The sequence below is a fragment of the Xenorhabdus sp. PB61.4 genome (genome assembly GCF_963894935.1).
Classification (GTDB): Bacteria; Pseudomonadota; Gammaproteobacteria; order Enterobacterales; family Enterobacteriaceae; genus Xenorhabdus; species Xenorhabdus stockiae.
The window spans coordinates 1-15,946 of record NZ_CAWQJR010000170.1 but is presented as its reverse complement, the minus strand read 5'-3'; the positions used below and the strand labels follow the sequence as shown (position 1 = coordinate 15,946).

Annotated in this window: 12 protein-coding genes and 6 tRNA genes; 2 read left to right on the top strand and 16 right to left on the bottom strand. The window is 44.1% G+C overall.

Annotated elements, in window-relative coordinates:
• Positions 1-3 precede the first annotated feature (3 nt).
• From AACX68_RS12860 to miaB, 7 genes are all read right to left on the bottom strand, one after another.
• The gene (locus AACX68_RS12860; protein ID WP_228859411.1) at positions 4-744 is read right to left on the bottom strand and encodes an amino acid ABC transporter permease; all 741 of its coding nucleotides are present in this window, start codon (positions 742-744) and stop codon (positions 4-6) included.
• 88 nt (positions 745-832) lie between these two features.
• Positions 833-1,720, bottom strand: coding sequence for a glutamate/aspartate ABC transporter substrate-binding protein (locus AACX68_RS12855; protein WP_370630299.1), 888 nt, complete (start codon positions 1,718-1,720; stop codon positions 833-835).
• 475 nt (positions 1,721-2,195) lie between these two features.
• Complete coding sequence (gene lnt, locus AACX68_RS12850; RefSeq protein ID WP_228859410.1) at positions 2,196-3,725, bottom strand: apolipoprotein N-acyltransferase; 1,530 nt, start codon at positions 3,723-3,725, stop codon at positions 2,196-2,198.
• Between the two features lie 10 nt (positions 3,726-3,735).
• Entirely contained in the window at positions 3,736-4,614 is an 879-nt protein-coding gene (gene corC / locus AACX68_RS12845; RefSeq protein ID WP_099121695.1) for a CNNM family magnesium/cobalt transport protein CorC, read from the bottom strand.
• Positions 4,615-4,683: 69 nt separating this feature from the next.
• Positions 4,684-5,151, bottom strand: coding sequence for an rRNA maturation RNase YbeY (gene ybeY / locus AACX68_RS12840; protein WP_228859409.1), 468 nt, complete (start codon positions 5,149-5,151; stop codon positions 4,684-4,686).
• Positions 5,148-6,125, bottom strand: coding sequence for a PhoH family protein (locus AACX68_RS12835; RefSeq protein ID WP_255705580.1), 978 nt, complete (start codon positions 6,123-6,125; stop codon positions 5,148-5,150). Before AACX68_RS12835 ends, ybeY begins: the two co-directional genes overlap by 4 nt.
• A 143-nt stretch (positions 6,126-6,268) precedes the next feature.
• The gene (miaB, locus tag AACX68_RS12830) at positions 6,269-7,702 is read right to left on the bottom strand and encodes a tRNA (N6-isopentenyl adenosine(37)-C2)-methylthiotransferase MiaB (RefSeq protein ID WP_228859407.1); all 1,434 of its coding nucleotides are present in this window, start codon (positions 7,700-7,702) and stop codon (positions 6,269-6,271) included.
• Between the two features lie 216 nt (positions 7,703-7,918).
• Here miaB and ubiF point away from each other — a divergent pair, with 216 nt between their 5' ends.
• On the top strand, positions 7,919-9,106 hold the full coding sequence (gene ubiF / locus AACX68_RS12825; RefSeq protein WP_228859422.1) for a 3-demethoxyubiquinol 3-hydroxylase: 1,188 nt from the start codon (positions 7,919-7,921) through the stop codon (positions 9,104-9,106).
• Between the two features lie 232 nt (positions 9,107-9,338).
• Here ubiF and AACX68_RS12820 read toward each other — a convergent pair.
• The 9 genes from AACX68_RS12820 to nagB form a co-directional block, all read right to left on the bottom strand.
• Positions 9,339-9,413: transfer RNA gene (locus AACX68_RS12820), tRNA-Gln, on the bottom strand.
• A 13-nt stretch (positions 9,414-9,426) separates the two neighbouring features.
• Positions 9,427-9,503, bottom strand: a tRNA-Met gene (locus tag AACX68_RS12815).
• A 41-nt stretch (positions 9,504-9,544) separates the two neighbouring features.
• Positions 9,545-9,619, bottom strand: a tRNA-Gln gene (locus AACX68_RS12810).
• Between the two features lie 74 nt (positions 9,620-9,693).
• Positions 9,694-9,768, bottom strand: a tRNA-Gln gene (locus tag AACX68_RS12805).
• 70 nt (positions 9,769-9,838) lie between these two features.
• Positions 9,839-9,923: transfer RNA gene (locus AACX68_RS12800), tRNA-Leu, on the bottom strand.
• Positions 9,924-9,928: 5 nt separating this feature from the next.
• Positions 9,929-10,005, bottom strand: a tRNA-Met gene (locus AACX68_RS12795).
• A 153-nt stretch (positions 10,006-10,158) separates the two neighbouring features.
• Positions 10,159-11,382 (bottom strand): DNA-binding transcriptional regulator NagC, encoded by a 1,224-nt coding sequence (gene nagC / locus AACX68_RS12790; RefSeq protein WP_228859406.1) that lies wholly within the window; start codon positions 11,380-11,382, stop codon positions 10,159-10,161.
• The gene (gene nagA / locus AACX68_RS12785; protein ID WP_228859405.1) at positions 11,369-12,583 is read right to left on the bottom strand and encodes an N-acetylglucosamine-6-phosphate deacetylase; all 1,215 of its coding nucleotides are present in this window, start codon (positions 12,581-12,583) and stop codon (positions 11,369-11,371) included. The genes nagC and nagA overlap by 14 nt, the downstream gene beginning before the upstream one ends.
• Before the next feature lie 28 nt (positions 12,584-12,611).
• Positions 12,612-13,418 (bottom strand): glucosamine-6-phosphate deaminase, encoded by an 807-nt coding sequence (gene nagB, locus AACX68_RS12780; protein ID WP_228859404.1) that lies wholly within the window; start codon positions 13,416-13,418, stop codon positions 12,612-12,614.
• Positions 13,419-13,754: 336 nt separating this feature from the next.
• Here nagB and nagE point away from each other — a divergent pair, with 336 nt between their 5' ends.
• A complete protein-coding gene (nagE, locus tag AACX68_RS12775; protein ID WP_228859403.1) occupies positions 13,755-15,773 on the top strand; it encodes an N-acetylglucosamine-specific PTS transporter subunit IIBC in 2,019 nt (672 codons plus the stop codon).
• Positions 15,774-15,946 lie beyond the last annotated feature (173 nt).

Genomic DNA, 15,946 nt, shown 5'->3' with positions numbered 1-15,946 from the left:
GTTCTATTTCCCTCCTATGTTGCCCGGCAGCTGTATTTTTTTCTCTAGCATGCTCATTGCCAGCATAATCACGAGATTGATACCCACATATGCCAGTGTGATAACCGTAAATGTTTCATAGGCATGTGCTGAATAATCCAGTAATTTCCCTGCCTGTGCTGCCATATCCACCAGACCGATAGTTGAAGCAATCGCGGAGTTTTTCACCAGATTGAGCATTTCTGAGGTCATGGGTGGTGTAATGACACGATAAGCGTTGGGTAGCAGAACGTAGCGGTAAGTCTGAGGCAGAGTCAGCCCCATTGCCAGCCCTGCGGCTTTTTGTCCCCGTGGCAGGGATTGAATAGCAGCCCTGACTTGCTCACATACTCGTGCTGCGGTGAATAATCCGAGGCAAACCAGTGAGGAAAGGAAAAACTGGATGTTAGGATCTAAGTCCATTTTGAACCAGTCACTCACATTTTTGGGCAGAAACTCCGGAACAACCAGATACCATATAAAAAACTGGACTATAAGGGGAACGTTACGAAATAGTTCGACATAGCAGGTTCCTAACCCGGAAAGGAATTTATTCGGGACAGTTCGCAGAATGCCGAAAAAAGAACCTACAATAAATGCAATAACCCAGGCACATATTGAAAGAGCTACAGTTACCTGAAATCCAGAAATGATCCACCCCAGATAGGTGGTGTTACCAAAAGGCGCTTCCTGTAGAAAGATGCCCCAGTTCCAATCAATTGACATACATATGCTCCCTGAAACATAAAAATGAGGTAGGAGACGGCTACCTCATACCCGTCGTGCCAATGAAATCGGGGTTTTAGGTTTATAATTAATTCAACGACTTATCATTTGGTGCTTTGAACAGCTCTTTCATCTCATCAGACAGAGTAAAATTCATATTCAGATTTTTGGGTGGAATCGGCTGTTTGAACCAGATATCGAACCTTTCTGCGGCCTTGCCTGACGTCTGTATTTCTGCAACTGTTTCATCCAGCAGCTTCTTGAACTGAGGGTCATCCTTGCGCATCAGACAGCCATAAGCTTCTTTAGATTGCGGTTCACCAACGATAATCCACTGTTCAGGTTTTTTCGCTTTGGCGCGCTCTCCTGCCAATAGCGCATCATCAACCATGAAGGCGACAGCACGGCCTGATTCCAGTGTCCGGAATGAATCACCATGATCTTTTGCGCTGATAATGCGCATCTTCATTTTTTTCTCGTCATTGAGCTTATTCAGCAGCATTTCAGATGTTGTACCGGCACTGACAACAACATTTTTTCCACCCAGATCATCAAATCCTTTGATACCTGAATCTTTATTGGTCAGAAGGCGGGTATTGACGATAAAGATAGTATTGGAGAATGCGGCCTGTTTTTGGCGCTCGGGAGTATTGGTGGTTGAACCACATTCAAAATCAAAAGTCCCATTTTGGAGTAATGGAATACGGTTCTGGGAGGTAACCGGAATCAATTTTACCTGTAGATCAGGAGCACCAATTTTTTTCTTAATCGCTTCCACGATTAAATTGGAATGGTCCTGAGCGAAACCGACAACATTCTGTTTTCCATCATAATAAGCAAATGGAACAGAAGATTCTCTGTGCCCGACAGCAACAACACCACTGTCTTTAATTTTTTTCAATGTGCCGGTCAGTTCCTCAGCATGGGCAGCTCCTACCGCGCTAAGCAACATTGTGGCTAACATCAACTTACGCATATACAGCTCCTTCATGTGGTTGTTTTATTCAAAACTGGGTTTGTTTGCAGGGGGTGGATCTATGCTTTTATTTCTGTTTTACAGAAATTGTTAGCATGGAAATAAATTTCTAATATTGTTTTGTATATGGGTCGTAAAAAAATAATTCATAATGTTACTTTTTTGAAACATTGATGTTTTCATTTTGCGAGCCAACTCGAACTATAAACAAACAATTTTGTTTAAGTGTGATTTTGTGGCAAATAATTTTTAATCTTGTTCACAGTTTGCACTTTTTAGGAATAAATACCTCAGTGCGGTGATCTTTTAGACTGTTTTTATGTTTTTTGTGAATATTCTAGAAATGAAACTAATGGAGGGATTGATGTTGGAGAAATTACCTAAAATGATATACGAGAAAGAATAAGTTCAGTAGGTAAATACATTCTGAACTTATTCTTTGGAGGGTTTTTAGTGGGTATCGTTAAATACTTAACTAAGTGCGACGACGGTTTCTGATTAATCCGAACAAAATAAACAATACAGTCATTCCCCAAACCGGCCAGTTCCCAATACGGAAATAAGGTGTGACCCCGCTGGCTGGAGTGACTTCTGCTTCCAAGACCTGACGGGTGAACTGCGGAATTTCAGCCTGTATTGAACCATCTGGTCTGATGACGGCAGTAATGCCATTATTGGTTCCCCGTAATAATGGGCGACCCAGTTCAAGCGCGCGCATCCGCGCCATCTGGAAGTGTTGCCACGGGCCAATAGATTGACCGAACCATGCGTCGTTGGAAATTGTCAGCAAAAATTCTGTGCTGGGTTTGAAATTATTGCGGACTTGCTCACCTAAAATAATTTCATAACAGATAGCAGCAGTAATGTCATAACCAGCAACAGAAAGCTGAGGCTGTATATAACTGCCCTGACTGAAAGAGGACATAGGCAGGTTAAATAAGGGAGCTAATGGACGCAGTAATGATTCCAGCGGTACAAATTCACCAAACGGTACAAGGTGATGTTTGTCATAGCGGTCAGCCGCCGGATACTGGTAAGGCGTTTTCTCTCCTAACACAATAATGCTGTTATAGAATTTATATCCATCCAATGTCGGACGGGCATCAGGAATACCCGTGATCAGGCTGGTATGATACTGCCTTAGCAACGCATCCAGTTTGGTCAGGAAGAGACTCTGGTCGTGTTCAGTATCAGGAATAGCTGCTTCTGGCCAGATAATGATGGGAACTTTCCCAATAAAAGGGCGGCTGTTATCCAGATAGATATCCAGTGTTTTGCCCAATGCTGAAGAATTCCATTTTATTTCCTGAGGGATATTCCCCTGTACCAGTGCTATATCAGCCGATTTTTCCGGTAGTAGGGTATACCACTGATAATGCCTCATTGGCCACGGTAACATCAGTAAAGCAACGGCAGCGATGGCAGCTACGATTTTTTTATGTACGGTGGCAAAAACCAGCAACCCGCTTATAATCATCAACAGGAAAGTAATACCTTCTACCCCGAAAACCGGCGCAATGGCTTTTAACGGGCCATCAATTTGACTGTAACCAAATTGTAGCCACGGAAAACCGGTAAGTACCCAGCCACGTAAAAATTCTGTTAACTGCCACAGAGCAGGGCTGGCAATCAGCAGCCTTAACCCGTTTGAGGCAGGGAAAAAGCGGTTAAGTAACCCGGCAAACAAGGCCGGATAAAGCGCAAGATAAGCCGCCAGCAGGATAACTAAAAAGATATTAACGGCGGTTGGCATACCCCCGAAACCGGCAATGCTGACATAAACCCAGTTTGTTCCGCTGCCGAACAATCCAAGCCCCCAGCAGAAACCAATAAAGACTGCTTGTCGGGTGGTTCGGTTTAACGTCAGTATTTGCAGGCCAAAGAGGGAAATAAGAGCAGCAGGCCAGAAATCAAAAGGTGAAAAAGCCAGTGTTCCACTGGCTCCGAAGAAAAGCGCCAGCAAGGCACGCAGCCACTGGCAACTTATTAATGAGGTTTTGTTCATCCAGATCCCATTAGTCTTTATCAAGGCCAGGAACTTCAGCATCATCCGGTATTTTTACATGAACCTGAATGATTTTACGGCTATCTGCCATGGCTACTTTGAAATGATAGCCATTAATGCTGATGGATTCTCCACGGGAAGGCAGATGCCCGAATGCCTGCATGACCAACCCGCCGATGGTATCAACTTCTTCATCACTGAAATTAGTGCCGAAAACATCGTTGAAATCTTCAATCTGAGCCAATGCTCGTACTGAGTAAGTATGGCGGCTCAGGGCACGAATGTCGTTATCTTCGTCATCGTCGTACTCGTCCTCAATTTCGCCTACAATCAGTTCAAGTATATCTTCAATCGTGACCAGACCGGAAACACCGCCGAATTCATCGATAACAATCGCCATATGGTAGCGTTGGGAACGAAACTCTTTCAGCAATCGGTCAACGCGCTTACTTTCCGGCACCACCACCGCTTGCCGCAGAACTTTATCAATGCTGAAAGGTTCTGCGTTCGTACGCATAAATGGCAGAAGATCTTTTGCCATCAGAATGCCTTCAATGTGATCTTTATCCTCGCTGATCACAGGAAAACGGGAGTGGGCTGACTCGATAATGACATCCAGACATTCGTCCAGAGGCTGGTTGCGTTTTAAGGTAACGATTTGTGAGCGTGGGATCATAATGTCACGCACGCGCTGGTCAGCAATATCCATCACCCCTTCGAGCATTTCTCGGGTATCGGGGTCGATGAGGTCGTTCTGTTCTGAATCACGGATCAGTTCAACTAAATCATCGCGGTTTTTCGGCTCACCGTGGAAAATCTGATTAAGAAGTGCAAAAAAGCCTTTCTTAGGTCCAGGGCTATCGTTACTAGAAGGATGGTCGTCGCTCATGGCGTTCTAATTGTATTTCCTCATTAATTAAAGTGATCGTAATATTTAACATAAAAATATTATTGGTGGTTATTCTTTTTCTGCAAGATAGGGATCAGGATAACCCATTTTTCCCAGAATTTCTGTTTCCAGAGATTCCATTTCTTCTGCTTCTTCATCCTCAATATGGTCATACCCAAGCAGATGAAGACAGCCGTGTACCACCATATGGGCCCAGTGTTCTTCGACGGTTTTTTGCTGCTCCTGCGCTTCTTTTTCAACAACCTGACGGCATATGATTAAATCACCGAGCAAGGGTAGTTCAATTTCAGGCGGAGATTCAAACGGGAAAGATAACACATTGGTTGGTTTGTCTTTCCTTCGATAAGTGAGGTTTAATTCGTGGCTTTCTGCCTCATCGACTAAACGGATTGTGACTTCACTTTCTGCCTGAAATTGTGGCAAAACGCCTTCCAGCCAGTTTCGGAAAAGAACCTCCTCAGGAAGCCCTTCAGGTTTTTCACATGCAATCTGTAAATCTAATATAACTGAACTCATTGTGCTTCCTGCCTGCGCTTTTCATTAAGCGCCTGTTTACGTTTCTGCTCAGCGGCTTCCCATGCTTCATAAGCGATGACGACTTTGGCAACTACCGGGTGGCGAACCACATCTTCGCTATAGAGGAAGTTAAAGCTCAGTTCATCAACGTCAGATAAAACTTCCATCGCGTGACTCAGACCTGATTTCTGGCCTCTGGGCAAGTCTATCTGGGTGACATCACCAGTGATAACGGCTTTGGAGTTGAAACCAATACGGGTCAGAAACATTTTCATCTGTTCGATGGTTGTATTCTGGCTTTCGTCGAGAATAATAAAGGCATCATTGAGCGTTCGTCCACGCATATAGGCCAGTGGAGCGACTTCAATAACATTTCTTTCGATCAGCTTCTCAACTTTTTCAAATCCCAGCATCTCAAATAATGCATCGTAAAGCGGACGTAGATAAGGATCGACTTTCTGGCTCAGATCCCCCGGCAGAAAGCCCAGTTTTTCTCCGGCTTCAACAGCAGGACGGGTGAGCAATATCCGGCGGATTTCCTGACGCTCCAGGGCATCAACTGCTGCTGCAACGGCCAGATAGGTTTTACCCGTCCCCGCAGGCCCGATACCAAACGTAATATCATGGTTAAGAATATTGGCAATATACTGAGCCTGATTAGGTGTACGGGGTTTGACTACGCCCCGTTTGGTTTTGATATTCACGGCCTTACCGTAGTCAGGGACGCTTTCTGCTGCTTGCTCCAGTACGCGGGTTTCCGTGATAGCCAGATGAATCTGCTCAGGTTCGAGATCCGGTATCACTCCGCGTACAGGGGCGGTTTCAACATACAGGCGGCGCAGTATACTGGCTACTGCGCTGACACACAGTGGTTTGCCCACCAATTTGAAACGATTGTCGCGGCGGTTTATCTCTATTCCCAAGCGACGTTCAAGTTGTTTCAGATTGTCATCAAGTGGGCCACACAGGCTCATTAATCGCTGATTATCTGCGGGTTCCAGAAAGATCTCTTGTGTTGCTACTTGTGGGTTGATTTGTGTCACTGATTATCTCTATGTTAAGGCCTGTGAATCCGGCCTATTTGTTAAAGTTATCCTGTTCTTTTACGGCTGGCCTGTTATGAAGGCTGATAAATGCCAACACCGATTTCGTCTTCTTTACGGGTTCGGGCAATGACTGATTCAGGTGATTCATAGACACGTAAATCCATTTCATCTTCGGTGCGGATGACCTTACCGCGCAGGGAATTGGCATAGACGTCGACAATTTCAACATCAACAAACTTGCCAATCATATCAGGTGCGCCTTCAAAATTAACTACACGGTTATTTTCCGTGCGTCCGGAAAGCTCCATAATATTTTTACGGGACGGGCCTTCAACAAGAATGCGCTGAGTACTGCCAAGCATTGCCCGGCTGAAGCTCATGGCTTGTTGGTTAATACGCTGCTGGAGCAGGTACAGACGCTGTTTTTTCTCGTCTTCACTCACATCATCCGGCAAATCAGCCGCAGGAGTACCCGGACGTGCTGAATAAATAAAACTGAAACTCATGTCGAAATTAACATCGGCAATTAATTTCATTGTTTTTTCAAAGTCATCCTGTGTTTCACCAGGGAAACCAATGATGAAATCTGAACTGATCAGGATATCCGGACGAGCCTTCCGCAAACGACGAATAATTCCTTTATATTCCAGCGCAGTATGAGCACGTTTCATCAGAGTCAGAATGCGGTCAGAGCCACTCTGGACAGGTAAGTGCAGGAAGCTGACCAGTTCAGGGGTGTCTTCATACACGGCGATGATATCGTCAGTAAATTCAATTGGATGGCTGGTAGTGAAGCGTATGCGGTCGATTCCGTCAATAGCCGCAACCAGACGCAGTAATTCAGCAAATGTGCAGATATCTCCGTCAAATGTTGCACCGCGATAAGCATTCACGTTCTGACCGAGCAGGTTTACTTCACGCACACCCTGCGCAGCAAGCTGAGCAATTTCAAACAGAATATCATCACAAGGACGGCTGACTTCTTCCCCACGGGTGTAAGGAACAACACAGAATGTGCAGTATTTATTACAGCCTTCCATGATAGAAACGAATGCCGTCGGGCCATCAGCACGGGGTTCTGGCAGGCGGTCGAATTTCTCTATTTCAGGGAAACTGATATCAACAACAGGGCTGCGGGTGCCTTTCACATGATTAATCATTTCCGGCAGGCGGTGCAGGGTTTGTGGCCCGAATATAATATCAACGCTCGGAGCACGCTGGCGAATGTAATCCCCTTCCTGAGAAGCCACACAGCCTCCAACGCCAATGATAACTTCAGGGTTTTTGTCTTTCAGCCCTTTCCAGCGCCCGAGTTGGTGAAAGACTTTTTCTTGGGCCTTTTCACGGATTGAACAAGTATTCAAGAGTAAGATATCTGCGTCTTCGGCGATATCGGTTAACTGATAACCGTGAGTGGTTTCCAGCAGGTCGGCCATCTTGGATGAATCGTATTCATTCATCTGACAGCCCCAGGTTTTGATATACAGTTTTTTTATCGTCGACATTTTGTGTATCCGGTGTTTCCAGTGAAATGATGCGTCAACACTGAAAAGCATAGTCTATTGAACCAGCATATTGAATACAGTGTGTTTAGCATAATGTTACAGGCTATTGTATTCATTTGAGGCACCAGTGACCAGACTGTAACACCGGATATTCACAGCCGGAAAGGGAAAATTCCGGTACACTATTTTAATCAAGAAGTTAATAGCGTGATGAATATGAATAATCCACAACAAAAATTCGATATGGTTATCGTGGGTGCCGGGATGATTGGTGCGGCAACGGCATTGGGATTGGCGCAGGAAGGCTGGCGTGTCGCTCTGTTGGAACATCAGCCACCACAACCCTACAGTGCAGAAAGTGAGCCGGATATTCGTATTTCTGCCATTAGCCGAGCATCCGTGGATTTGCTGAAGCAATTGGGTGCTTGGGAACATGTTGTGCAGATGCGTAGCGCACCTTATCGGAAGCTGGAGACATGGGAACAGAATGATTCCAATGTGATTTTTGATGCAGCAAGCCTTGGCCTGCCTGAACTTGGGTACATGGTAGAGAACCGCATTCTGCAACTGGCTTTGTGGCAGGAGTTTGAACGATATCCTAACCTGACATTGTTTTGCCCCGCAGAGCTGAAATCGATGCAGCGTCATGGTGGTCATAAAACATGGCAACTTGAATTGACTGATGGTACGGAATTAAACACTCGTTTGATTATCGGTGCTGATGGCGCCCGTTCTCAGGTTCGGCAATTAGCGGGAATTGGCAGCAGGGGATGGCAATATCGTCAGTCGTGTATGTTGATAACTGTTAAAACGGAACAACCTCAGCAGGATATAACATGGCAGCAATTTTTTCCTTCTGGCCCCAGAGCCTTTCTGCCGTTATTCGACCAGTGGGCATCGCTGGTATGGTATGACTCTCCCGCCCGCATTCGTCAGTTACAGGCGATGTCAATGAAACAGCTTGAGCGGGAAATATTTCAGGCGTTTCCGGCCCGTTTGGGTAAAGTGACTCCGATTGCCGCTGGTTCGTTTCCTCTGACCCGTCATCATGCCAGCGATTATGTGCGTGAAGGGCTGGTTTTGCTGGGAGATGCAGCTCATACAATTAACCCACTGGCAGGGCAGGGGGTCAATCTGGGCTATCGGGATGTAGATGCTTTATTTAAGGTATTGATTGATGCCAAAGAATCACTAGAAGAGTGGGATTCCCTGACTGTACTGATGCGTTATCAACGTCGCAGGATGCCTGATAATTTGGTTATGCAGGCGGGAATGGATCTCTTTCATACGGCATTCAGCCATGATCTGCCAGGATTGAAAACAATGCGTAATTTGGCATTGATGGCAGCGCAGCGCTCAGGTGCGATGAAAAAACTAGCGCTGAAATATGCGCTGGGGGTGTGATTACTGTTTTAGTCAATATTTTGAGGGTAGGAGCCGTATTTTGAATACTTCTACCCTTAGATATGTTTTCTATTGAGCACTTCATAAAATAGGATTAGATGTGTCAATTTCAGGTAGGTTATCAAACAAAGATGGAGATTATCAGGCGATAAGCTGGGGATATTTTTTGGCAGAAAAACAAAAAAAAACCACCAAAAGGCGGTTATCAGTTCAGTCAACGTTTTGAAAAATTTGGCTGGGGTACCAGGATTCGAACCTGGGAATGCCGGAATCAGAATCCGGTGCCTTACCGCTTGGCGATACCCCAACTGAATTTAAAATGGTGGCTACGACGGGATTCGAACCTGTGACCCCAGCATTATGAGTGCTGTGCTCTAACCAGCTGAGCTACGTAGCCATTTACGTTAACCGTAAATTTTATGAAAACCTTCAGGAAAATGGCTGGGGTACCTGGATTCGAACCAGGGTATGCCAGGATCAAAACCTGGTGCCTTACCGCTTGGCGATACCCCACCTGAACATTTTCATTTTAAACCTTGTTTTATTAATGGCTATCTATTTCTTAGCAATTATCGTTTTCAGAAATATGGCTGGGGTACCTGGATTCGAACCAGGGTATGCCAGGATCAAAACCTGGTGCCTTACCGCTTGGCGATACCCCACCTGAAAACAACACACTAAAACTTAAAACAACCTTAGCAAAACTCGATTTAAGTGCAACCGAAGAAGAAATGGTGCGGGAGGCGAGACTTGAACTCGCACACCTTGCGGCGCCAGAACCTAAATCTGGTGCGTCTACCAATTTCGCCACTCCCGCAAAGATGGTGGCTACGACGGGAATCGAACCTGTGACCCCAGCATTATGAGTGCTGTGCTCTAACCAGCTGAGCTACGTAGCCATCTTTTTTCGCTTTGCCTTCATCGGCGGTGCGGGGCGCATTATGCGTATATCAGACAGATGCGTCAACTGCTTTTTTAAAAAAATATGCATAAAATCGCTTGTTTGTTTGCCCTGTAATCATCTTGATGATAAAAGAAGCTGAAATGGCGAATTATCCTCCAAGAAGGTGTTGTAACAGCACACCATTGAGCATAGCTCGCTTCGTTAAGGCGAATGCGCCTATTGCAGAACAGTGGTTTAATTCGGAAACCACGATAGGCAGGTCTTCACGGAAGTTTTTCAAAGACTGAGTATTGATGCAGTTTTGAATAGCGGTAAGCAGAGACTGCTCTGCTTCAGTGATATCACCGGCAATAACAACTTTTTGTGGGTTAAAGAAGTTAATGGCAATGGCGATAGCTTTACCGAGGTTATGCCCTGCCTGCCGGATCACTTCGACTGCCAGAGAGTCGCCCTGATTAGCAGCGCGACATATGTCATGGATGCTGCACTTATCCAATGTCAGCTTACTTGGAAACCCTTGCTGTAATTGGTGCTGTATTTTAGCTTCTATGGCTGGATTGGATGCGATCGTCTCCAGACAACCAAAATTACCGCAATGACAACGCTCACCCAGTGGTTCAATTTGGATATGGCCTATCTCTCCCAGATTGCCACGTTTATTGAGCAAGATATTATTCTTGATAATAACGCCAGCACCTACACCACGATGAACACGTACGAGAAGAGAGTCTTCACAATCGCGAGTGGCTCCGAAATAGTTTTCTGCCAGTGCCAAACTGCGGATGTCGTGTCCGATAAAACATGAAATATTGAAATGATTGCGCAGGTTTTGCACCAATGGCCAGTTATCGACTTTAATGTGTGGCATATAGCGGATAATGCCATTATGGGGATCAACCAATCCGGGAACAATAATGGAGATCGCAATCAGTTCGCGGTTACGCCGCTGATTTCTGCTGATAAAGTCTTCAATAACGGAGATAATCCGTTGTTCGACTTCTTGCTGGCTATTTTCCAGAACAGGATGTTGCTCTTCAGCCAGTTGTCTGGCGCTCATATCAAATAACGCAATCGTCGCATCCCGACGGCCTAGCCGAACACCAATAGTATGAAAATGGCTGGTTTCTGTGACGATGGAAATAGCGCGACGTCCGCCCGTAGATGCCTGCTGATCAACTTCTTTAATCAGACCGCGATCAATTAACTGACGCGTAATTTTTGTCACACTGGCCGGAGCAAGCTGGCTCTCTTCCGCAATTTGTATACGGGATATTGGCCCGAGTTGGTCTATCAACCGATAGACTACGGCGCTATTGAGCTGTTTGACCAGCTCAATATTCGCGATTTGTTTTTGTGTGTTATGGTTGTTCATCAGGCACTATGCTCGATAGTTCAGCTTCATTTCCTTTGTTATTATTGTCATTAACGATATTGCCGTTAACTATGGTTTTACAGATTTTGAAATCATGAGTGAATGCTGTCAGGTTTGCTACTTTACCCGGCTCAATCGTTCCAAGATGTTTATCGACACCGATAGCTTTAGCTGGGTAAAGGGTTGCCATGCGCAGTGTTTCATCTAAAGCGATGCCAACTTTTTCGACACTATTCCTGACACACTCAATCATTGTGGCTGAAGAGCCACTTAATGTGCCATTCTCATCGACACATAACCCGTTACGATAATATATTGTTTTATTAGCGAAGGTGAATTGCTCTATATTACTGTTTTCATCCAGCCCGGCAGGAACAATGGCATCTGTCACGAGGACTAATTTTTCATTTTTCAGACGCTTGGCGCTACGAATGTTGGGCCAAGCAACATGCATCCCATCACAAATAATACCGGCATAAACTTCAGTAGTATCATAAATTGCGCTGATTAACCCCGGTTGTCGGCCCGAAATGGCTGGCATGGCATTATATAAATGAGTAGAGAAGGTAATACCATTTTGGAATCCCCGTCGCGCCTCTTCATAGGTTGCGTTGGAATGACCCGCAGAAACAACAATACCCGCTTCAGTTAACTGATGAATATAATGATTTTCTACCATCTCAGGAGCAAGAGTAATTTTCTTGATCACATCGGCATTAATACACAAATAATTGACCATTTCCGGTGTTGGCTTGCGTATATAGGCAGCATTATGTGTGCCTTTTTTTACCGGATTGATGTAAGGCCCTTCCAGATGTAAACCAATCGCCTGATTGGGGTTGTTAGCCAGATAGATACGCATTACTTCAATGGCTTTGATCATCAGCTCATCAGGGCTAGTGATAAGCGTTGGCAGAAAACTGGTACAGCCGTATCGCTGATTGGTTTTCTGCATGATATGCAGGGTTTCTTCCGTAATATCTTCCATGCGGTCATTATACTGGACTCCGCCACAGCCGTTGACCTGCAGGTCAATAAATCCCGGAGAGAGGTTTGCACCCTGTAAATCATGCTGTTCAATGCCTGCCGGTAACTCATTTTCCGGACAAATATGCTTGATTATCCCACCTTCAATAATAACAGCATATTCACTGAGCCTGTCGTGTCCGGTGTAGATAATACAGTTGGTTAAAGCGTACATTCTGGACTCCTAAATGCCTGAATCAGTATTAACTGGCGAATTCACTCAGAATATCAGCCTCTATCTGGCGAAAATATTTTACGGTTTTTACTCTTAACTCCATTGTTGCAGCTTCATCACACGCAATAATTGTTTTTGGGTGTATCTGTAGACAGCTTACTGTCCACATATGGTTAACATTACCTTCAATAGCAGCTTGTAGAGCCTGTGCTTTTTGAGTTCCGGTTACGAGAATAATGATCTCTTCGGCATCCATTAACGTACCCACACCAATAGTTAACGCATATTGGGGGACTGATTCCACGTCATTATTGAAAAAACGGGAATTAGCAGTTCGTGTTTCCAGAGTCAGCGTCTTAATCCGTGTACGGGAAGAGAGAGAAGACGCGGGCTCGTTAAATGCAATATGGCCGTCGTTACCTACACCGCCCATAAACAGATGAATTTTGCCATACGCTTTAATTTTATTTTCATAGCGTAAGCATTCAGCATCGACATCTGCCGCATTTCCATTGAGTAAGTTGATATTTTCTTTTTCAATATCAATATGATTGAAGAGATTCTGATGCATGAAAGTGTGGTAACTCTGGGGGTGATCCTCAGGAATGCCAACATATTCATCCATATTAAAGGTTACAACATTTCTGAAACTAACTTTTCCTGCCTGATATAGCGCTATGAGTTCTTTGTAAGTTGCTAATGGTGTACTGCCTGTAGGCAGACCGAGAACAAAAGGGCGTTCTGCTGTTGGTTTGAATTCATTGATTTTTCTAACAATATAGTGAGCAGACCATCGACCTACATCACTTGCATTTGTTAAGGGGATCAGCCTCATGATGACCTCTTCAAAAAGTTATTCATTTATTAAATTAAAATTATACGAACAGTGGTAGGGCAAAAGCTGCCTATCATACCTGTTCTTTACAGCGGTTCTACCGGACACGTACGCGATAATGTTATTTTTTATAATAAAATAAGTTTTTGATTAAGGCCATATTTTGCTCAAAAATATATCAATTTAAGTGATTTTCATCACACATGTGAAGGATTTAATTTGCGATGAAAAATAAATTTCTTAGACTTAAAATTATTTAACAACAAATAGATGAAGATGTTATTACATCATTCATTAAACAAAATACTCCATTCATGGGGCTTTAAGGGGGCGTGAGTGAACATTTTAACTTACTTACAACAGATTGGTCGGGCATTAATGGTGCCTGTTGCAACATTGCCTGCTGCGGCGATATTACTCGGGATTGGATATTGGATTGATCCGACCGGTTGGGGAGCTGACAATAAAATGGCAGCTTTGTTTATCTCATCCGGTAAGGCTATTCTTGACAATATGGCAATATTATTTGCAATTGGTATTGCTTATGGTATGTCAAAAGATAAAGACGGAGCTGCTGCACTAACCGGATTAGTCGGGTTTATGGTTGTTATGAAACTGTGTTCGCCTGAAGTCATCGCGATGATTGAAGGTATTCCGGTTGCTGATGTGCCAGTGGCATTCAATAAAATTAATAACCAGTTTATTGGTATCTTAATAGGGGTTATTTCAGCAGAGCTTTATAACCGCTACAGTAATGTTGAATTACCTCTGGCACTGTCTTTTTTCAGTGGACGCCGTTTGGTACCGATCCTGAATTCTTTTTTAATGATTCTACTTTCTTTTATCCTGATATTTGTCTGGCCTGTCATTTATGATTGGCTGGTGGTATTTGGTGAAAGTATTACCAGCCTCGGGTCTGTAGGGGCCGGGCTTTATGCATTCTTTAATCGTCTGCTGATACCCTTAGGTTTGCACCATGCGTTGAACTCAGTTTTCTGGTTTGATGTGGCGGGTATTAATGACATTCCTAATTTCCTCGGAGGAGGAAAATCTATTGCTGAAGGAACGGCCATTCCGGGAATTACCGGGCGTTATCAGGCTGGTTTCTTCCCCATCATGATGTTTGGGTTACCGGGAGCGGCATTGGCGATATACCATTGTGCCCGCCCTGAAAACAAAGCAATGGTTGGCGGTATCATGTTGGCGGGGGCATTTGCTGCATTCTTTACTGGTATAACTGAGCCACTTGAATTCTCTTTCATGTTTGTGGCACCTGTGCTTTATTTCCTGCATGCCATTATGACGGGTATTTCAGTTTATATTGCCGCGGCGATGCACTGGATTGCCGGTTTTGGTTTTAGCGCCGGCTTTATTGATCTTTTCCTCTCCTCACGTAACCCGTTAGCTGTTCACTGGTACATGCTGATCCCACAAGGGTTAGTATTCTTCTGTATCTATTATGTTGTATTCCGTTTCACTATCAAAAAATTCAACCTGATGACATTAGGCCGTGAGTTACCTTCTACCGCGGGAACTGATGCTGATATGAAATTGAATGCTGGTGGCAAAAACGATATTCAGGAAGAAGCATATAACTATGTTGCTGCGATAGGGGGATCGACCAATTTAATCAATATTGACTCTTGTATCACCCGTTTGCGTTTATCCGTGAAAGATTCCAGTTTAGTTAATGAACGAGTCACTAAACGTCTTGGGGCTTCTGGTGTTATTCGCCTGAATAAAGGAAGTGTTCAGATTATTGTTGGTATGCGTGCTGAACTGATTGCCAGCGCCATGAAAGATGTTATTGCTAAAGGCCCAATTGCCGCTGCAACAGAAAATGATATTCCAGAGTCTGATATTCCGGTAGAAAAAAAGAGTACACAGGAAAGTAAAGAAATTCTGACTTTGCTGGCACCTGTTGCGGGTGAGCTAGTCAAGCTGGAGGATGTACCGGATGAAGCTTTCTCCAGTAAACTCGTTGGTGATGGTATTGCAATCAAGCCGACCTCGGAAACAGTCTTCTCACCCGTTACAGGTACGGTGGTAAAGGTATTTGATACTAACCATGCGTTATGTATTGAGGCGGATAATGGTGCTGAAGTTATTGTCCATATGGGCATTGATACTGTTTCCCTGGGTGGCCGTGGGTTTGAATGTCTGGTGAAAGAAGGCATGAAAGTCAAAACAGGAACGGCGTTACTGAAATTAGACCTTGATTATTTGAACTCTCATGCCAAGTCAATGATAAGCCCAGTTATTATCAGTAATATTGATAATTATTCAGGAATCCGAGTGATTGCAAAAGAGGGCGTTATTGCCACAGGAGAAGATTTATTTCAGATATATAAATAATTAATAACCTACCTCATAATTTTTATTTCATAAATATTTTTTAGTATTACCTGTATGCAGAAATGTATGCAGGTAATATTTGAATGATTTTTTTACTTTTAACACCCAGAAAGAGGTAAGTTATTTCTAGGTGGGCGAGTTAAATTCATCTAATTCTAAATATAGAATTATAG